We start from the raw sequence: 18,703 nt of genomic DNA on the forward strand, positions 1-18,703 counted from the left end.
CTTTAGTATAGTTCGTGGCAAAAGTGTACAATACACTTTTGCCACTTTTTTAGTGGAAGGTAAAGATTCTGTAAATTTGTTTGGATTTGTTTGTTTTTATGTGTGGCATTTCTTAGACTAATAGTAAATAAGTTATTTTGGGAGGTTCTCATGAAAAGAAGTATAGCGGTGGATATGGACCAAGTAATAGCAGATTTTTTGGGGAAAGCTTATAAGTCGGCAAAAGAGCGTTTCAATATAACTTTGACAAGAGAGGAATTCGAAACGACAAGGTTGGAAAGTAAATACCCACATTTGGCAAAGGATTTCTTTTTAATGATCAACGAACCAGACTTCTTCCGAGATTTTGAATTGTTAGATCCAGATGCTGTGCCTGTGCTAAAAGAATTGAATGAGCACTATGATATTTACATTGCAACGGCAGCTATGGATGTTCCTGGTTGTTTTAATGCGAAGTATGAATGGTTATTAGAACATTTCCCGTTTTTAAATCCAGCACATTTTATCTTCTGTGGAGATAAAAAGGTCGTTAAGGCTGATTACTTAATTGATGATAATGTAAGACAACTTCAATCATTTACAGGTGAAGGAATATTATATTCTCAAAAATATAACGAAGATTGCACGGAATTTAAAAGAGTCCATAATTGGAAAGAAATTAAAGAGCTTTTTCTACCAGTACAAACTAATTAGTCTTCAATAAGTACGATGGTTAATTGGGGTAGTTAACATAATCAAAAATAAGTTAAATATTGAATTCTGAATACTCTTGCAATATGAACATACATTATATAAAATAAGAGAAATTCAATCGATAAAGGTAAGGTGGTCCATTAATGAATCTACTGTTATCCATGTTTGAAACGTATTTATTGGATGAAGAACATGATATAAATCATGAAGAACAATGTTCTTATGACCAACAAGATTTTGAAATGTACCATCTTGATGAATTTCCTGTAGGCTTTTTCACGAGCTTATAAAAAACGACAAATCCATCAATTGGATTTTGTCTTTTTTTTCATATCAATTATTAAATAGGCATAAGCAATTAATAAATATATTAGGTTTATGTATAATAGAATAATGAAAAAAATTAGAGGTGCTATTTAATGGGTCAGGTACAAACATACGAGGACGTCATCTTTAGTTGGTTCGATCATTTTCATGCAAATCCAGAGGTAAGCTGGAAAGAAGTAGAAACAACAAAGAAAATCGCTTCCATTTTAAACGAAATGAAAATACCTTATAAAACTTTTTCGGATGTAACTGGATTAGTTGCAGAAATTGGCCAAGGAGAAGATGTAATTGCTGTTCGTGCAGATATTGACGCATTATGGCAAGAAGTCGATGGAGTGATGCGCGCAAACCATTCTTGTGGACATGACGCCAACATTTCCATGGTATTAGGTGCTTTACTTAAGTTAAAAGATGAAAGACTTAATAAGCGTATACGTTTTATATTCCAACCAGCTGAAGAAACAGGTGGTGGAGCCATTGAAATGGTGAAACGTGGTGTAATTGATGATGTAACACATCTGTTTGGTGTTCATTTAAGACCAATTGAAGAGCTACCATATGGTAAAGTTACTCCTGCAATTCATCATGGGGCAGCATTATTTTTAAGTGGCTCTATTCACGGTGTAGATGCCCACGGTGCAAGACCGCATCAAGGTAAAAATGCTATCGATATCGTAGTCGCTATTCAGCAAATGTTAAAAAGTATTTATATCGATCCGTTTGAAGTATACAGTGCAAAATTAACAAAAGTTGTTGCAGATGGTGGAAGTATAAATATTATTCCGGGAAATGCAACATTTTCGATTGACGTAAGAGCACAGAAAAACGCTATTTTAGATGTCCTTCAGGATCGAATTAATGAAGGGTTAAAACAGATTAGCAACATGTATCAAACAGAAATTGAATGGTACTGGAATGATAAAACGCCTGGTGCAGAAGTATCAGATGAGGCTACAAAACTTGCATGGGATGCTGTTAAAGAGAACTTAGGAGAAGAGTATCTGGCAAGACCAATTCAAACACCAGGAAGTGATGACTTCCACTTTTACACAGTTTTAAAACCAAATTTAAAAGCAGCAATGCTTGGGATTGGTGCGGATTTAGCACCAGGACTTCATCATCCAAAAATGACATTTAAGAAAGAGGCAATTATTGTAGGAGCAAATGCATTAACTGCTACACTTTTAAAAGCAGCAAATCAATAATCAGTCATCATAGATATAAAGGAAGTAAATAAATTGAAAATCAAAAAAATAGAAGTATTTGCAATACACTTACCATTAATTCAACCGTTTATTATTAGTTATGCATCCTATCCACACATTTCATCTATAATTGTGAAACTTACAACTGAGTGTGGGCAAGTTGGATGGGGAGAAAGTGTTCCTGACGAGCATATTACAGGAGAAACTCCAGAATCCACTTATGCATTAATTAAACATACATTTGCTCCATTAATGATTGGGCAAAATCCAATGGAATTTGAAAAAATTCATGAACTGTTAGATAAAACCGTAAAGCGTGCTCCTGCAGCGAAAGCAGCGATCGATATTGCATGCTTTGATGTAACTGGAAAGAAACTAGGTGTACCTGTTTACCAACTAATTGGTGGACGTTACCACGATCGATTCCCAGTTACACATGTCTTAAGTATTGGAGAACCTGAAGACATGGCGAAGGAAGCAGAAGAGAAAGTGAAGGAAGGCTATACATCCTTCAAAATGAAAGTTGGCGTGAATGTTTTAGATGATGTTAAGCGTATTCAAGCCGTACGTGCTCGTGTCGGCGAAGAAATTGCGATTCGTGTAGATGTAAACCAAGGCTGGGAAAATAGCGCGAATACATTGATGGCACTAAGACATTTAGAAGGGTTAGGTATTGATTGGTTAGAGCAACCGGTAGACCAAAATGATATCGACGGAATGGTTGAGATCAAGTCTAAAACATCGATTCCTCAAATGATTGACGAAGGTATAAAAGATATGCGAGATATGCGCGAAATTATTACAAAACGTGCAGCTGACAAAGTAAATATTAAACTGATGAAATGCGGCGGAATTTATCCTGCTATGAAATTAGCCAACATGGCAGAAATGGCTGGCATTGAATGTCAAATTGGTTCAATGGTGGAATCATCTATTGGATCTGCTGCCGGTTTCCATGTCGCATTTTCCAAGAAAATTATTAAGAGTGTCGAATTAACAGGGCCTGTAAAATTCTCTAAGGATATTGGCGACTTAAAAGAAAGCTATATGATTCCATTTATACAGTTAAATGTGCGTCCGGGACTCGGTGTTCATGTGGATGAATCAGTACTTGCTGAACTAACACAGAAATCAGACATAATAGAGTAGGTGAGTATTGTGCAAGAAGTTATTTATGAAGGATTGCTAGACGATGTACCTTATAATGTCAAAAAATTGACAACAGATCATTTGCGAGAAGTACTTACTTTGCAAGAAGTTGTACTAGACGCTTTACCTGATAAAGACATATTACAGCCATTATCCGTAGAAGAATTTTTATATATTTTAAATGGGAATGGCATGCTCATTGGTGCATATGTAGATCAACAGTTAATCGCTTTTAGAGCGGTAGTTGTACCAAAGATTAATGATGATCATTTAGGTTATGAACTTGGACTAGTTGATGAGGCAGATTTAAAACGGATTATTTATCAGGAAATATCAAATGTCCATCCAAGCTATCGTGGATTTGGTCTTCAGAAAACATTGGCAAAAGTTATTGTGAAGGAAATTGATTCATCAAAATTTGACTATATGTGCACAACAGTAATGCCATATAATATTGCAAGTTTAAAGGACAAATTTGTACAAGGTTTTTACATAGTGGCTATAAAGCGTATCTATGGAGGAAAACTACGTTATGTTCTAGCGTTAAATTTACACAATGAACCTCAGTACGAGAATGACTCCATTGATATTTTTATGGGGGATATTGATGGTCAAGAGCAATTACTAAAACAAGGTTATGTTGGAGTTTTGATGAAGCAAGTCGATGATGATTGGCTCGTTACATATAAAATGCCAATTAAAATAAACTAAAAAATTGAAAAAGAGGCGATACCTTCTAAATAAGGTATCGTTTTTTTCTATTAAAATGAGTCAATACATGCATTTTTTTCTGCGAAGCACAAATCCTAATCGTACTAGATTATATATAAAGGCGGTGGTACGATGATGGAATTTTTAGAGTTTGGAAATATTCGAAATCCAAAAATTATGTTAATTCATGGTATGGCTACAACTTGGGAAACTTGTTATAAAGCAACCATTAACGAATTAAAAGAAGATTTCTTTATTATTGTACCTGTTTTAGATGGCCATAATCCAAATGAACAATCTGAATTTTGCTCCATTCATGAAGTGGTAAAAAAAATTGAACAATACATTGTAGAACGACACGGTGGAAAATTACATGCCGCAAGTGGTTTTTCAATGGGTGGAACGATTCTTATTCAAATTTTAGCCAACCAAATTGTCCAAATTAATCGAGTAGTTTTAGATGCTGCTTATTGTGCGCCACTTGGAATTTTCTCAAAACTATGTACGAAGTTTTTATCGACTCAAATTTCAAAAGTAAAAGAGAATAAACCATTTCATATTTTATTAAGAAAAGTAATGGAATACGGTAGATTTGATGAAGACGCTTTTCGAAGAGCCTTCTATTCAAGCATTTCGTATAATACAATACTAAATTGTTTTTCACAGTTATTTGAATATCGATTACCAAAAAATCTATGTTCTATAAAAGCTGATGTAACATACTGGTATGGTAGTAATGAGTCATATGCTGCTAAATCGGCTCGAAATTTAAAGAAGGTTTTACCGAATTTAAGAATTCGCTCTTTTGATCGGTATGGGCATGGGGAATTAATCACAAAGTATCCAAAACATTGTGTTGCAGAACTAAAACGAATTATTTTATAAGCAAAAAAAATCGCTATTTTCTTAGTATATAGCGATTTTTTTATTGGTTAGTTAACAATTATTTCACCGGGCAAAACTCACATGCCATCAAACCAGGTATATCTTTAGAGAAACAACAACTTTTACGAACGGGTTTTCCAACAAGATCTACAGGACTTTTCCCACCTGTATATTGATAAAACAAAGATTTATTTGAAAAACTTGCCCACACTTTTGTGTCTTCTAGAATCTCCAAGTCTTCAAAAGCGCGGTCAGCAAGGTTCGGATTTTCAAGTAATTCATAATAATTCCATAGCATATAACCAAAAATATTCTCCCATAAGGTAAGTGGGGAAATAGATGTCGTTTTACGAAGTTGTATGATTGTTTGATGAATTTGAAATAAAAGACTAGTGATGACTCTTTCTCTTTCGTGGTCTTCTACATAACGGAAATCCGTAGCAGTGATAAAAGTCGCTAGTGTATTGACGCCATACTCATGGACAAGGCTATATCGCACATCTCTTTTATGACCATCCCATATTTGGTCATACGCAGTTAACATGTAAAACTGCATAGCCATGAACATACCATAACGTCTTCCAAAATGAGATACTGCAGCCGCTTCTGTCCCAGCCTGCGTAATCCCCATCATCAAATTTCGAAAATCCTTAATGAAAAAGTCTTTATGTAAATTCTCTAATGTGAAAAGTGGCTTATCGGGATTTTCAGTAAAAATACTATAAGAGTTTAGCATTTGTAATTGATCATAAGTTAATGAAGGCATACTCACCAATCCTTTCAACAATACTATAGCACTTTTTAGAAAATGATATTTAAGTTTTAGTATACAAATAATTAGGAATGTAATAAAATATATAAAATAGATAAGAAAGGTTGGTATTAACATGTCGATAGTGCAATCAATACCGCGTCCTTTAGTTAGAGTGAATCAGTGGTCTATATTTCTTTCCGTCCTATTAACGTGGTTTACTGGATCCGAATGGATATTAGTAATACCTTTAGTAGCGAATTTGATGGGAATTATTTTTAATTTTAATCCAATCATGAAGGTAGCAAGATTATTTTTAATAAAAGAGGGAAAAAAGTATATTCCTGAAGATGTTACACAGCAGAAATTTAACTCATGTATTGCCTCTTTTTGTTTAGCGGGTGGTTTTATTAGTTTTAGTTTAGGATGGAATATTGCTGGCTACGCATTTACGATTATGGTAGCTGTAGCGTCCTTCATTGCAATATTAGGTTTTTGCATTGGTTGCTTTATTTTTTATCAATTTAAACAATATCAATATCGAAGATCGTTAAAACAAACTTAATAGTACAATAAATTAGTAAAGGACTTCTAAACAATTAGAAGTCCTTTTATATTTGGAAAATGATTAATGCACATCAACATAAATATGCTCAGTTGGAATGTTTGTGGATTTTGAAACGATTTGTTTAATGGCTAAGTGAAGGTCGTTCACAATGTTTTGTTTAGATTTAACCCGAATCATCGTATAAACTTCTTCTTCATTGACACACCACAGTTTAATATCCTCCACTTCCACCTCATGACGATAATCTTGGATAAGTTTCTTGATGTTATCAATTGAATAACCTTTTGGTGTGCCTTCCATAAGAATGTTGAAGGATTCTTTCGTTATTTTCAAACCACCACGAATAATAATGATGGATGTAATAACACTTCCGATCGGGTCTAACCAGTTAAGGCCATAGAACATAACAGCAAGTGCAACAATTACCGCACTTAAACTTGTAATAAGGTCCGCCATTACATGTAAAATAGCGCTTCTCATATTTAAGTTAGATTCCCCTTTTGATAAAACAAATCCAACTATAGCATTAATAATTAGACCAATGACCCCGACAGCTAGCATTTGTGTAGGGTTAATTTCAATTGGTGTAATCATGCGGTTAATTGCTTCAAAAATAATGTATAGCGGTACCAATATAAGTGTCAGACCGTTGATAAATGCTGCGATTGGTTCAAATCGTTTATATCCAAATGTTTTTTTCTTCGTGGAAGCTCTTGTCGCAATGACAGCAGCAACTAAAGAAAGGATTAGCGATATGGCATCCGAACTCATATGAATACCGTCTCCGATAATCATTAAAGATCCAGAAATAAAACCATAAATAATTTCTAGTAAAGCGAAAAATAAAGTTAAAGAGGCTGCTATTATTAATAGTTTTTTATTATTATTTGTTGTATTTGAACTCATAGAATCAACTCCATTAAGAATTGTTATATACATCATACACCTAGATTAGAATTATTACAATATATAATTGAGAATTTTTATTTCTAATTGAGAATGATAATTGTGTTCAATTAGCTACAAAATAAGGATTTCATTTTAAATGAGAATCATTATTATTTATAATCATTTTAAACAATTAAAAGAGCGAAATTATTAGTAATAATGGGTTTTATTTATAGGGATTAGATTAATAGATATTAATTTTGGTAATACTGTAAGCAGCACAAATCTATTCTATAAATATGAATTTAAAGGAGCTAATTATGGAGAAATCAAAAGTACTAGAAATGTTGTCAGTTTTTAGTAAATACGAAAAGGGACATGTAAAGTTATATCTCCTATATAGTGACAAAAATATTGTATTGAACGAATTTGTTAAACCAGCTAAAACAAAACAGGAAGCAAAATCAATACATGATGCTTATACACGCTTAATGTTAGAAAAAGAATACGGGATTTACTTTACGGTTCAATATTTAGCAAAAGCTTTTAATATCGATTCGAAAGGGAAAAGTGTCGATGATTTTATGAAGTTAGTTCATCAAAAAGTGAAAGAAATAGAAAGAAAAATGATCGTATGAAGCAAATAAAACAAAGAGTAAAAGATTGGGGCAAAATAATAGTTGGTATTTTTGAAAATATAAAAGCACTAATCTTTCTAGCAAAAGTTAACTAGAACTGATTAGTGCTCCTAAAGTTGTGGAGGGGGCAGTATGATAGACTGCCACTCAATTTAGTTTAACTGCGCGGTTTGCCAAAAAAGTATGATAACTGTGTAATAACATACCAATTACAATGATCGCAATTCCTATTAACGCCATCGAATCAGGTAGTGGAATGCTTAGTAAAAGCATTTCTCCAATGATCACAAATAATACTTCTGTTGATTGTGTTGCTTCAACGGCTGCCAATTTTCCTTGGTCTTCTCGAACTCGGTCAGTCGCTACGAAAAATAGTACTGTTGCAATAACACCAGAGCTTAGTGCAACAATTAATGACTGAAAGATTTGACTTACGGAAGGGAGTCCAACCGTAAATAGTGCAATGATTGCTAATACAATCCATGTTGGTAATGAGGCAATAGTCATTCCTAATACTCTTTGAAATGTATCAAGTCTACCACTAACAACCTCCATCATTTTTCGATTTCCAAGAGGATATGCAAATGCTGCAATGATAACAGGAAGAATTCCGAGTAGTAATGTCTCAATCGTAACAGATTGCGCTTGAGGTATTTGAATTAATATAATTCCTACTAAAATAACACAAGAGATTAATAGTGATAGGATAGGAATCTTTTGTCTAATGGTTTGGTTTCCTATTTTAATAACGAACAATGGAGCAAGTAATATACCTGCGACAATTGTAAATTGCCATGTACCAGAAATAATCCATCCTGGTCCGAATGAAGCGGCAAAAGTAAGCGGTGCATAAAACAAAACAAACCCTACAAAACTCCAAAGCAGCCATTTGGATGGTTGACTTTTCATTTCATTCGCAAGAGGTTTCCAACCCTTCCGTAAATACACCATGCCAATCAAAAAAGGAAGCATAAAAAAATATCTTAGTGAGGCACTCCATAACCAGCTACCACCATCTAAATCCATTGAACGATTTAATATAAAAGTTACAGCAAAGAAAAGAGCTGCCAAAATTCCAAGTGCTATTTCTTTCAATCTATTAACCTACTTTCATATGAATAGTACATATTTGAGTAATTGATTAGGGTTCGCAATATTCAGAAAAGAGTGATGAAAAATGAAGCGAAGCAAGATCTTAGGTAGTCTTACTTCGCTTAGTTAATTAATTTTGAGCTTCAAACAGTTGAACGATTTCTAAAATTACTTTCGTTGCTTGTTCCATTGTTTCAGCCGATACATACTCAAATTTACCATGCATGTTTTCCCCGCCAGCAAAAATGTTAGGTGTAGGTAATCCCATATAAGATAATTGGGAACCATCAGTACCACCACGAACCGGTTCGATAACAGGTGTGATATTTAAGTTTTCCATCGCTTTTTTAGCAATTTCAACAATTTCAAATACAGGTTCAATTTTTTCACGCATGTTGTAATATTGATCTTCGATTACAACAGTAATTGCGTCTTCGCCATATGCTTCTTTTAATTTTTTCTCAACCGCTAACATATGCGCTTTCTTAGCTTCGAATTTTTCACGGTCATGATCACGGATAATATAAGAAAGTTTTGCTTCCTCTATATGACCATTGAAATTCATTAGATGAATAAAACCTTCATAGCCTTCTGTTTTTTCAGGTACTTCATTTTTTGGCATTTCATTTTGGAATTGAATCGCTAGTGTAATCGCATTTACCATTTTATCTTTAGCTGAACCAGGGTGAACGCTTGTTCCGCGAGTTGTTACTTTAGCACCAGCAGCATTAAAGCTTTCATACTGTAATTCACCAAGTGGACCGCCGTCTAATGTATAGGCAAAATCAGCACCGAACTTTTCAACATCAAACTTATGAGGTCCACGTCCGATTTCCTCGTCCGGAGTGAATGCAACACGAATTTTGCCGTGTTTAATCTCAGGATGTTCCACTAAATATTGCATTGCTGTCATGATTTCTGCAATCCCAGCTTTGTCGTCAGCACCTAAAAGGGTATTTCCATCAGTTGTAATTAACGTTTGACCAACGTAATTTTTTAAATTAGGGAAGTAATTTGGTGACATAACTAACCCATTTAGAAGTTGGATGTCCCCACCATCATAATTGTCGATTCGTTGCGGGTTTACATTTGTTCCTGAGAAGTCAGGTGATGTATCAACGTGTGCTAAAAAGCCTAGTGTTGGAACTTGTTTATCTGTGTTTGCCGGTAATGTAGCAAATAAGTAGCCATTTTCATCTAAGCTAATTTCTGATAAACCGATTGTTTCTAACTCTTCCTTCAATAAATTTAATAAATCAAATTGTTTTTGAGTAGAAGGTGTTGTAGTACTTTCAGGGTTAGATGTTGTATCTACTTTTGCATAACGTACTAAACGTTCAATGACTTGTTCTTTCAATGGTAAGTCCTCCTTGAATTGGAAATAGATTATATCTACTGCTATTGTACACCTTTACTTTTAATTGCTGAATAATTATCTATACTTAAAGCGATAAATATTTGAGCACAGTAGTAGGTGGACATGATTAGTTGATGTGAATAATCAACTGATAATACAAATTTGTTAATAGCTAGAACTGAATCTGAAATGATAAAAAGACATGCACCAATTATTGCGAGTTTGGACTTTGTTCTAAATGCTGTCCAGCCCATTGTTAATATAACAGTAATATAACAGAAAACAGCTATTGCCATAACGATGTTGCCTGTTTGAATTACGACACTTAATATGATGAATGCCATTACAATACCATAAGTAACTAAAAGAATCTTAGCGATCGATGGTACTTTTTGCTCGTTAGTAGAAAGAAACGCTCGAATATAAAATAGATGTCCAATTAAAAAGCTAATTAAACCAAAGATGAACCATTGAATCGTATAGTCTCCTATTGCACAGAAAATGAGAGCAATGAGTACGAATGTTTTATAGGTTTTTGCAAGGTTATTAGATAAAAACGCTATTAATAGTACGAGAATCATAGGAATCAATTTAAACACTATTTTTATAGGGTCTGAAATAAAAGAATCAAAGAACACATAATAAATACTGGTTATTAAAAATAAAATGATGAATACATTTTTCAATTGAATCCCTCCTAAAAAAGTAAATACTAGTATGTATGAATTTAAAGGTAGTGCTATTTGGACATAAAATAAGAACCAGACACTCCTTATTATCGGGCTGTCTGGTTCTTATGTGAATCAATATAATCAAGCATTTTTTGCTTTCTAAGTTGTATATGCTCTATTTTAAACGCATCAAGTTGAAAAAACTTCTCTTTTAGTTCTTTAAAAGCAGATCTTTCGCATATAAATCGGCTATCTGATTCTTGTTCCAATATATAATCTAAATGAAAAATTTGAAGCATTGCTACTTCAGGGCTTTCCAAGTTATATGCAAATTTAACATTCCATACAGAAGTATAAGAAATAAATTGATTAATATATTCAGTAACTAGTCGATAGCTCTGTTTATTAACTTGATCCTCAAGTTTTTTATGAATTTCAGCTAGTGCTAAATTGATAGCAGCAATAGAACGATAAAAATGTCGAATATGCTTGATCTGAATCTGTTCTATCGACTTAACGGCATGTCTATCTGTTATCAAAACTATCATCCCTTCAATTGAGGAGTTACTACCTATTATTGTAGCGAAAAAGTAAGTAATCTTTCGAACCATTTTAATAAATAGGACAATTGAAGGGGATTGGTTTATTCTATTATTTCCATGTAAAGCCTTTTGATGCTAGGAACTCTTTAATGTGTGGTCTTCTTTGTTTAAGTAAGAAATCGGCCATTTGCTTTGTCCAATTTGCCATTTTCTGATTTGAACTACGGGTAGCATAATAGCTCTCCATAGTGCTATCGTAGTCATCTAATAATGAGTCATATTTCTCTATATCATAAGAGTTTTCGTGTAAAACAGCTTCTACTGGAAGTCTTGGTTTTGTTTCATTGCGTTTAGTAGGTGTTCCAATAGTCATTGCGAATAATGGGAATACGTACTCTGGCAAATCAAATAATTCGCTAATTTCTGCTGGGTTATTACGTGCGCCACCAATATAACAGATACCGTAACCATGTGACTCTGCAGCGATGACAAAGTTTTGTGCAAAGATCGCTACATCCGCAATGCCGACCATAACGTTTTCTGCAGAATCTACAACAATATCAACACCTTGTTTTTTTCCAGCAATCTGAAGTCGTTTAAAATCTACGCAGAATAAAAATGAAGCACCTGCAGTTGTAAATTGAAATTCATTTTTTGAAAGTTCTCCAAGCTTCGCCTTCTTTTCTTCGTCTGTTACCCAAATAATGCTATAAGCTTGTACAAAATGAGAACTTGCAGCCATTTGTGCGGTTTTTACTAATTCGATAACCGTTTCTTTTGAAATTAGCTCACCTGTATATTTACGAACTGATGAGTGACTTTGTAAAAGTTTTGTTACTTCGTTCACATTGCTTCTCCCCTTTAAGTAATTATTTGCCCCTTTTATAGTAAAGCCAAAAGGAAATATACTTTCAAAGGTAATATTAGTTGATTTTTAGTTTATTGGCAAAATAATCAATTGGGTAGATTTGTCCTAAAACTAGATTTTTCGGATTCCTTCTTATAGAGTACTGACATTTTTGGTTCAGTACCATTGCGAATACGTTGAATATTTTCGATGTGTAAGTATAATGCAATTAATAGTAAACTAATTGAAATAACTTTCGGCCAAATAGAATGTTCTGTGAAAGAAACGGCAATTAAGATAAAGTACAGTTGGAAAACGCCAATGATTAGGTAATTTGATAAAAATGCAAAAATGAAGAATGTTAAAATAGCTAGTAATCCTAGTTGCCAATTAATCATTATTAATAAACCAATTACTGATGCAGTTCCTTTACCTCCATTAAAATTCATATAAAAAGGGAAGTTATGACCAATGATTACAGCTGCACCTGTAATATATAGAAGTAAAGAAATTTCATCTGCTGTAAATTCATAAATATTTAAAAAGTAACGTACAAGTATGATGGTAGAGATCATTTTCCCAATATCAACAATGACAACTAAAATGCCATATTTCCAACCAAGTGAAATCACTGCATTCGTTGCTCCGGCGTTTTTAGAGCCAGTCTCTTTTAAATTAACCCCGGTTAGTGACTTTGCTAGATTTGAGCCGAGAATACATCCCATTAAGTAACCGACAATCAACACTAATAATGATGCGATTACCATCTAATGAACCCCTTTCATATTAAAGTCTTAGTTATATTATACTAGATTCATATAATACGGATTAAAATAAAAAATGTTTCGAATTTTTTAAAATTATTGTTGACAGAGTGGATTACTATGGATTATAGTAAGTCTAACGATGGAACATGAATCAAATACTCTTATCCAGAGTGGCGGAGGGACTAGGCCCTATGATGCCCGGCAACCGGCGTGATTTTTACGCAAAGGTGCTAATTCCTACAGATTCGTCGGGATCTGAAAGATAAGGGGAGGAAAACTTGCTCATTTGCAACCCTCTTCTTAGCGAAGAGGGTTTTTTTGTTTTCCAAAGACCTCCTCGTAAATACCGATTATCCATCGAATACCATTTAGGAGGAAGAAACATGTCAGAATTACGTCCGGAAACATTATTATTACATGGTGGTCAAAAACCAGACCCTGTAACAGGAGCAATTGCAGTGCCAATTTATCGAACAACGGCTTATGCATTTGAGAACACAGAACACGCACGTTCATTATTCGCTTTACAAACAGCAGGAAATATTTATTCTCGTATTATGAATCCAACTGTTGATGTATTTGAAAAACGCGTTGCCCTATTAGAAGGAGGGGCATCTGCAGTGGCAGTATCATCAGGGATGGCTGCAATTGCATTCTCTATTTTAAATATTGCTGGAGCTGGAGACGAAATCGTAGCAGCTGGTTCATTATACGGAGGTACTTACAACTTATTTGCAAATACATTACCTCGTTATGGCATTAAAACAGTATTTGTCGATGAAAGAGATCCAGAAAACTTCCGTGCGGCAATTACAGAAAATACAAAAGCAATTTTTGCAGAAACAATTGGAAATCCAAGTTTGAATGTATTAGATATTGAAGCAGTAGCAACAATTGCACATGAAAATGGACTACCTTTACTTATCGATAACACATTCCCATCTCCATACGGTTCAAACCCAATTGAATTTGGTGCAGATGTTGTAATCCATTCAGCAACTAAATGGATTGGTGGACATGGAACTACAATCGGTGGAATCGTGGTTGATGCAGGTAAATTCGACTGGACGCAAGGACGTTTCCCTGGATTTACTGAGCCAGATGAATCTTACCACGGATTACGTTATGGTATTGATACTGCAGCAGCAGCTTTTGCAACGAAATTCCGAGTTCAATTATTACGAGACTTCGGACCAACATTAAGTGCAGATTCAGCATTTAACTTCTTACAAGGTTTAGAAACGCTTCATTTGCGTTATACAAAACACGGAGAAAACACGTTAAAAGTAGCTGAATACTTAGAAAACCACCCATTCGTGGAATATGTAAATTATCCAGGAAAAGAAAACTTCCCAACACATGATCTTGCTAAGAAATATTTGAAAAATGGTTTTGGTTCAATTCTTACATTTGGTATCAAAGGTGGACGTGAAGCTGGCGCTAAATTAATTGATAATGTTCAATTATTCTCCCACGTTGCAAACGTAGGTGATGCAAAATCGTTAATTATTCATCCTGCTTCTACAACTCACCAACAATTATCTGCTGAAGAGTTAAAAATTGCTGGTGTTAGTGAAGAACTTATTCGTCTATCAATCGGTTTAGAGTCGGTGGAAGATATTATTGACGACTTAGAACAAGCTTTAACAAAAGCTGTTACAGAAGAAACTGTTACAAACGCATAATTGGGTAATTGATAATGAAGTTTAGAGGTAAACTTATGAATAACGAAATTCCATCATCATTTCGTGAGAATCTCGAAATTCATACTTACCGAAAGCCATTCATTGGGCGACAACTTCATAACTGATCGATTGGACTAGAAGGATTACTTAAATTGAATTATCAGTTTCGATCATCATTTCGTGAGAAGCTTGAAAATTCATACTTACCACAAGCCATTCATTGGGCGTTAAAAAATTAGGGATCACTTCAATTAGGAACGATACTGTTACTGCTAATAATAAAACTACCATTTTAAATACAAATTTTATCGTAGAAATAGTAGCGGCCAAATATATCTAATTGGCTGCTACATTTTTTGTTTCGATATGTACATACTTAATTTTACAATTTTCTAAAGTGAAATTTGAAATATTCTGACCTTCTTAAAAAAACAAATGTCCTTCTTGGGAAGATTTTTCTTGAGTTCCTTAGAAATATAGGGTAGAATTTATATATTGAATTTTCCAACAATTTGTATATAACTTTACACTATTAGCCTATTATTATAAGTTTTAAGATTAATACAAAAGGTTAAAAGTTTTAGACTGTTTTGAAAATAAACATGAAATGATTACAAACTCGTTAGGGGTTTAATATAGAATTTTTACATAAAAGATGGAGGCGGAAATTAATATGGTAACAATTAAGGCGGCCATCTTAGGATTTGGCACAGTAGGTCAAGGAATCTACCATATCTTAAATGAAAAACGTGAAGAACTAAAAAACAAATTAGGTATTGAGTTAGAGGTTGCAAAGATCTTAGTGCGTGATAAAACAAAAGAACGGGTTCCTGGGACATTACATTTATTATCAGATAGTATCGATGATGTCCTTTCAGTAAAAGGTTTACAAGTTGTGTTCGAAGCAATTGTAAATGAAGAACCTGCCTTTACTTATTTAAAACGTGCAGTTGAGCATAAGTGCCATGTTGTGACGGCGAATAAAGTTATGTTTGCAAAGCGCGGACTTGAATTACAAGAATTGGCTAAGAAAAATGGTGTATTTGTAGGATATGAAGCTACGACAGCTGGTGGTGTGCCAGTGATTAAGACAATGAAGAATATCTTGCTTGTAAATGATGTAAGTCGTATCCAAGGGGTACTAAACGGGACTTCTAATTTTATCTTAACGAAAATGCGTGCAGAAGGTTTAACATTCGATGAAGCATTACAAGAAGCTCAGGCACTAGGATACGCTGAAGCTGATCCTTATAATGATATTTCAGGTCAAGATGCCTTTAAAAAATTGATGATCCTATCAGCATTAGCATTTGGTGAACAGCCAGATTGGGCAGATGTAGAAGTGATTGGAATCGATGGAATTACTTCTGAACAGGTAAAAGAAGCGACTGAGAATGGACTTCGTTATCGTCATGTTGCAGAAGTTGAAAAATATCCTGACGGGACAATTTCTGCAAAAGTGGGACCAATGTTAGTGGATAAAGAACACCCATTGTATCCAATTGACGATGTATTTAATGCTGTAACAATGGAAACTAATTATATCGGTACATTAACACTGGTTGGTCCTGGTGCAGGTATGTACCCAACGGCTAGTGTAATGGTAGAGGATTACGCAGAAATTATCGGTAAACGTGCGGGATTTGTCGTAACAATCTAAAGAAAACTTCTTGAAGCAATTGAGTGTTGTCTTCAAGAAGTTTTTTTATGAAATGGATTTTTTGGTTGGGATAACAGAGTGAATATGTGCGAAATTTTGGGTATTATATGCGACTTCACAGTGAATACGTGCGACTTTTGAGAAGTTAATCCGTCGTCTCTGAATTTCACAGCCCTAGATCCTTAATCTTCATCCTTCACATCTGGATCTTCCGGAATTGGGGTGTTGCGCCAAATCTCGATTTCTTCTTTTATTCGTTCTAATTGTTCGTAATACGTATTGAACTGCGTGCTATTAATAAGAAACTGTGTTCCATCATGGACAGCTTTTATACGGCCTTCATAAATGTAGCGAAGTACTTGCTCTTCAGGCATCGAAATGTCTTTCGCTGTTTCGGCAACGGATTTATACATTAATGATGACCTCCTTTATTTGTGTGACTCTGTAGTTTTGAGAGTTCTTATGAGACAAATACTTGAGTCTAATTTTATATATCGATTTTATTATATTGAATTATTGCTACTATCACTAGCAATGAAACACATAAAATTAATCTATTGCTAACCTTTTTTATTGTGGTAGCATTACGTTAATAGGGGAATAATAACAAAAGTGGGGGTGGGGTTGTTGAGGATTTTACCATACATATTTGTGCTATTCGCAGCGATGTTGTGGGGAACGGTAGGAACGACACAAACATATTTACAAGAAGGTGTATCTTCTATTGCGGTTGCAGCTACACGATCACTTATTGGCGGTGGTGTATTATTAATAGCTGCACTAGCTATGCGAAAGATCAATTTTAAGAAATGGTCTTGGAAATGGACAATCTTAGCAGCACTAACGATTGCTCTTTTCCAATGTTTATTTTTCACTTCCGTTCGATTTACTGGTGTGGCTTTAGGAACAGTTGTCACAATCGGAAGCTCACCTGTTTTTGCGGGGATCATCGAATGGATTTTTTGGAAAAGGAAGCCAAGTAAAGTATGGGGTGTTGCAACAATACTGGCAATCGTTGGATGTGTTCTTTTATTTGTAAACAAAGGTGAAGCAACGGTTGACCCGCTTGGAATTGCGCTTGCATTAAGTGCTGGTGTGATGTTTGCTATATATACTAATTGTAGTAAACAGTTAACGGAGAATGAAGAAACATTACCTGCTGTTGCAATGACATTTACATTATGCGCCATCATGCTACTTCCATTTTCACAACAAGGTGTTACATGGATCTTTGAAGGGCAGAACTTATTCCCGATGCTATTTATGGCCCTTGCTGCAACAAGTTTAGCTTATATATTCTATTTGGCGGGGTTAGAGAAAATCAGTTCATCGTCTGCGGTAACATTATCGTTGGCAGAGCCATTAACTGCATCTTTATTGGGTGTGTTCTTAATAGGTGAATATTTAAGCCCAACCTCGTGGATAGGGGTAGCTATGTTACTTGGTGGGATTGTTGTTTTAACATTGGGGGGAAGAAAGACTGTAGCTTCGGTGAAACTAGAAGAGACGACACCGAATGTGGATTTAAAAGAAATAGGATAAAATTTGTGAGACATGCTTTCGATCAGGAGGTATGTCTTTTTTTGTTGTGGTTTTGATGTGGTAGGTGTGGTAGGTGTGGGATTTTGGGAGTGGGGGATCTGAAATCCAGGAAGCGGTGATCTTTATGAGGGGGATGGAGGTCAAACTTGAGGGATATCCTGGAGCGATGACCTTCACGAGGGAGATGAAGACCGAAAGAGAGTGAAACCCTGCTCGAAGTGGTCTTCATGAGTATGATGAAGACCGAAACCGAGTGAAATCCATCTCGAAATGGTCTTCATAAGGGTGATGAAGACCGAAAGAGGGTGAAATCCTGCTCGAAATGGTCTTCATGAGGGAGATGAAGACCAAAAGAGAGTGAAATCCGGCTCGAAGTGGTCTTCATAAGGGAGATGAAGACCGAAAGAGAGTGAAATCCAACTCGAAACGGTCTTCATAAGGGTGATGAAGACCAAAAGAGAGTGAAACCCTGCTCGAAGTGGTCTTCATGAGGGAGATGAAGACCGAAACCGAATGAAACCCTGCTCGAAGTGGTCTTCATGAGTATGATGAAGACCGAAACCGGGTGAAATCCATCTCGAAACGGGGCTGTCCAAAAAGCCCTAAAAAGAAAACAGATGAATGGAAATTTTGATTTCCCATTCATCTGTTTTCTATTTTCTTTGATTTTTGGTGAAAGTAGCTGGCGGATGCCTGCTACTTTCAGGAGATTGTGAGCCATTGCC

Annotated in this window: 21 protein-coding genes and 1 riboswitch; of the genes, 11 read left to right on the forward strand and 10 right to left on the reverse strand. The window is 34.9% G+C overall.

What is annotated here, in order from left to right:
• Positions 1 to 150: 150 nt before the first annotated feature.
• The 6 genes from ACOQFO_RS09760 (at position 151) to ACOQFO_RS09785 (ending at position 4,970) form a co-directional block, all read left to right on the forward strand.
• The gene (locus tag ACOQFO_RS09760; protein ID WP_421689491.1) at positions 151 to 693 is read left to right on the forward strand and encodes a 5' nucleotidase, NT5C type; all 543 of its coding nucleotides are present in this window, start codon (positions 151 to 153) and stop codon (positions 691 to 693) included.
• A 143-nt stretch (positions 694 to 836) separates the two neighbouring features.
• Positions 837 to 983 (forward strand): hypothetical protein, encoded by a 147-nt coding sequence (locus ACOQFO_RS09765; RefSeq protein ID WP_421689492.1) that lies wholly within the window; start codon positions 837 to 839, stop codon positions 981 to 983.
• A 129-nt stretch (positions 984 to 1,112) separates the two neighbouring features.
• Entirely contained in the window at positions 1,113 to 2,225 is a 1,113-nt protein-coding gene (locus ACOQFO_RS09770; RefSeq protein WP_421689493.1) for an amidohydrolase, read from the forward strand.
• Between the two features lie 33 nt (positions 2,226 to 2,258).
• Positions 2,259 to 3,374, forward strand: coding sequence for a mandelate racemase/muconate lactonizing enzyme family protein (locus ACOQFO_RS09775; RefSeq protein WP_421689494.1), 1,116 nt, complete (start codon positions 2,259 to 2,261; stop codon positions 3,372 to 3,374).
• 9 nt (positions 3,375 to 3,383) lie between these two features.
• On the forward strand, positions 3,384 to 4,085 hold the full coding sequence (locus ACOQFO_RS09780; protein ID WP_421689495.1) for a GNAT family N-acetyltransferase: 702 nt from the start codon (positions 3,384 to 3,386) through the stop codon (positions 4,083 to 4,085).
• 132 nt (positions 4,086 to 4,217) lie between these two features.
• Positions 4,218 to 4,970 (forward strand): alpha/beta fold hydrolase, encoded by a 753-nt coding sequence (locus ACOQFO_RS09785; protein WP_421689496.1) that lies wholly within the window; start codon positions 4,218 to 4,220, stop codon positions 4,968 to 4,970.
• A 58-nt stretch (positions 4,971 to 5,028) separates the two neighbouring features.
• Here the strand turns inward: ACOQFO_RS09785 and ACOQFO_RS09790 are convergent, their stop codons facing one another.
• On the reverse strand, positions 5,029 to 5,736 hold the full coding sequence (locus ACOQFO_RS09790; RefSeq protein WP_421689497.1) for a Fe-S oxidoreductase: 708 nt from the start codon (positions 5,734 to 5,736) through the stop codon (positions 5,029 to 5,031).
• Positions 5,737 to 5,857: 121 nt separating this feature from the next.
• Here ACOQFO_RS09790 and ACOQFO_RS09795 point away from each other — a divergent pair, with 121 nt between their 5' ends.
• The gene (locus ACOQFO_RS09795) at positions 5,858 to 6,286 is read left to right on the forward strand and encodes a DUF4395 domain-containing protein (protein WP_421689498.1); all 429 of its coding nucleotides are present in this window, start codon (positions 5,858 to 5,860) and stop codon (positions 6,284 to 6,286) included.
• 63 nt (positions 6,287 to 6,349) lie between these two features.
• Here ACOQFO_RS09795 and ACOQFO_RS09800 read toward each other — a convergent pair whose 3' ends face one another.
• On the reverse strand, positions 6,350 to 7,195 hold the full coding sequence (locus ACOQFO_RS09800) for a cation diffusion facilitator family transporter (protein ID WP_421689499.1): 846 nt from the start codon (positions 7,193 to 7,195) through the stop codon (positions 6,350 to 6,352).
• A gap of 302 nt (positions 7,196 to 7,497) precedes the next feature.
• On the opposite strand from ACOQFO_RS09800, the gene ACOQFO_RS09805 reads away from it, so the two are divergent.
• Complete coding sequence (locus tag ACOQFO_RS09805; RefSeq protein ID WP_421689500.1) at positions 7,498 to 7,815, forward strand: hypothetical protein; 318 nt, start codon at positions 7,498 to 7,500, stop codon at positions 7,813 to 7,815.
• A 147-nt stretch (positions 7,816 to 7,962) separates the two neighbouring features.
• Here the strand turns inward: ACOQFO_RS09805 and ACOQFO_RS09810 are convergent, their stop codons facing one another.
• From ACOQFO_RS09810 to ACOQFO_RS09835, 6 genes are all read right to left on the reverse strand, one after another.
• Complete coding sequence (locus ACOQFO_RS09810) at positions 7,963 to 8,910, reverse strand: multidrug resistance efflux transporter family protein (RefSeq protein ID WP_421689501.1); 948 nt, start codon at positions 8,908 to 8,910, stop codon at positions 7,963 to 7,965.
• 127 nt (positions 8,911 to 9,037) lie between these two features.
• Positions 9,038 to 10,264 carry a peptidase T gene (pepT, locus tag ACOQFO_RS09815; RefSeq protein ID WP_421689502.1) on the reverse strand — a complete coding sequence of 409 codons (1,227 nt, stop codon included), beginning with the start codon at positions 10,262 to 10,264 and terminating at the stop codon, positions 9,038 to 9,040.
• A gap of 41 nt (positions 10,265 to 10,305) precedes the next feature.
• On the reverse strand, positions 10,306 to 10,950 hold the full coding sequence (locus ACOQFO_RS09820) for a lysoplasmalogenase (RefSeq protein WP_421689503.1): 645 nt from the start codon (positions 10,948 to 10,950) through the stop codon (positions 10,306 to 10,308).
• Positions 10,951 to 11,039: 89 nt separating this feature from the next.
• Positions 11,040 to 11,474 carry a hypothetical protein gene (locus ACOQFO_RS09825; RefSeq protein ID WP_421689504.1) on the reverse strand — a complete coding sequence of 145 codons (435 nt, stop codon included), beginning with the start codon at positions 11,472 to 11,474 and terminating at the stop codon, positions 11,040 to 11,042.
• A 112-nt stretch (positions 11,475 to 11,586) separates the two neighbouring features.
• Positions 11,587 to 12,324: an oxygen-insensitive NADPH nitroreductase gene (nfsA, locus tag ACOQFO_RS09830; protein WP_421689505.1), complete on the reverse strand. Its 738-nt coding sequence runs from the start codon at positions 12,322 to 12,324 to the stop codon at positions 11,587 to 11,589.
• Positions 12,325 to 12,431: 107 nt separating this feature from the next.
• A complete protein-coding gene (locus ACOQFO_RS09835) occupies positions 12,432 to 13,091 on the reverse strand; it encodes a glycerol-3-phosphate acyltransferase (protein ID WP_421689506.1) in 660 nt (219 codons plus the stop codon).
• Positions 13,092 to 13,249: 158 nt separating this feature from the next.
• Positions 13,250 to 13,360: riboswitch (SAM riboswitch) on the forward strand.
• Between the two features lie 114 nt (positions 13,361 to 13,474).
• On the opposite strand from ACOQFO_RS09835, the gene ACOQFO_RS09840 reads away from it, so the two are divergent.
• On the forward strand, positions 13,475 to 14,776 hold the full coding sequence (locus ACOQFO_RS09840) for an O-acetylhomoserine aminocarboxypropyltransferase/cysteine synthase family protein (RefSeq protein WP_421689507.1): 1,302 nt from the start codon (positions 13,475 to 13,477) through the stop codon (positions 14,774 to 14,776).
• A 673-nt stretch (positions 14,777 to 15,449) separates the two neighbouring features.
• Positions 15,450 to 16,436 (forward strand): homoserine dehydrogenase, encoded by a 987-nt coding sequence (locus ACOQFO_RS09845; RefSeq protein ID WP_421689508.1) that lies wholly within the window; start codon positions 15,450 to 15,452, stop codon positions 16,434 to 16,436.
• Between the two features lie 182 nt (positions 16,437 to 16,618).
• Here ACOQFO_RS09845 and ACOQFO_RS09850 read toward each other — a convergent pair whose 3' ends face one another.
• Positions 16,619 to 16,849, reverse strand: a complete 231-nt coding sequence (locus ACOQFO_RS09850) for a DNA-binding protein (protein ID WP_421689509.1) — start codon at positions 16,847 to 16,849, stop codon at positions 16,619 to 16,621.
• A 214-nt stretch (positions 16,850 to 17,063) separates the two neighbouring features.
• Here ACOQFO_RS09850 and ACOQFO_RS09855 point away from each other — a divergent pair, with 214 nt between their 5' ends.
• Positions 17,064 to 17,978, forward strand: a complete 915-nt coding sequence (locus ACOQFO_RS09855; RefSeq protein WP_421689510.1) for a DMT family transporter — start codon at positions 17,064 to 17,066, stop codon at positions 17,976 to 17,978.
• A gap of 433 nt (positions 17,979 to 18,411) precedes the next feature.
• Here ACOQFO_RS09855 and ACOQFO_RS09860 read toward each other — a convergent pair.
• Positions 18,412 to 18,703: hypothetical protein (locus tag ACOQFO_RS09860; protein WP_421689511.1), on the reverse strand; the 292-nt coding region annotated here is incomplete at its 5' end.

The sequence above is a fragment of the Ureibacillus sp. MALMAid1270 genome, assembly GCF_049202975.1.
In the GTDB taxonomy this organism is placed as follows: domain Bacteria; phylum Bacillota; class Bacilli; order Bacillales_A; family Planococcaceae; genus Ureibacillus.

Excerpts from the sequence above, each read along its gene's own strand:
- ACOQFO_RS09760 (WP_421689491.1), top strand. The coding sequence starts at position 151 with ATGAAAAGAAGTATAGCGGTGGATATGGACCAAGTAATAGCAGATTTT.
- ACOQFO_RS09765 (WP_421689492.1), top strand. The coding sequence starts at position 837 with ATGAATCTACTGTTATCCATGTTTGAAACGTATTTATTGGATGAAGAA.
- ACOQFO_RS09770 (WP_421689493.1), top strand. The coding sequence starts at position 1,113 with ATGGGTCAGGTACAAACATACGAGGACGTCATCTTTAGTTGGTTCGAT.
- ACOQFO_RS09785 (WP_421689496.1), top strand. The coding sequence starts at position 4,218 with ATGATGGAATTTTTAGAGTTTGGAAATATTCGAAATCCAAAAATTATG.
- ACOQFO_RS09790 (WP_421689497.1), bottom strand. The coding sequence starts at position 5,736 with ATGCCTTCATTAACTTATGATCAATTACAAATGCTAAACTCTTATAGT.
- ACOQFO_RS09795 (WP_421689498.1), top strand. The coding sequence starts at position 5,858 with ATGTCGATAGTGCAATCAATACCGCGTCCTTTAGTTAGAGTGAATCAG.
- ACOQFO_RS09800 (WP_421689499.1), bottom strand. The coding sequence starts at position 7,195 with ATGAGTTCAAATACAACAAATAATAATAAAAAACTATTAATAATAGCA.
- ACOQFO_RS09805 (WP_421689500.1), top strand. The coding sequence starts at position 7,498 with ATGGAGAAATCAAAAGTACTAGAAATGTTGTCAGTTTTTAGTAAATAC.
- ACOQFO_RS09835 (WP_421689506.1), bottom strand. The coding sequence starts at position 13,091 with ATGGTAATCGCATCATTATTAGTGTTGATTGTCGGTTACTTAATGGGA.
- ACOQFO_RS09840 (WP_421689507.1), top strand. The coding sequence starts at position 13,475 with ATGTCAGAATTACGTCCGGAAACATTATTATTACATGGTGGTCAAAAA.
- ACOQFO_RS09845 (WP_421689508.1), top strand. The coding sequence starts at position 15,450 with ATGGTAACAATTAAGGCGGCCATCTTAGGATTTGGCACAGTAGGTCAA.
- ACOQFO_RS09850 (WP_421689509.1), bottom strand. The coding sequence starts at position 16,849 with ATGTATAAATCCGTTGCCGAAACAGCGAAAGACATTTCGATGCCTGAA.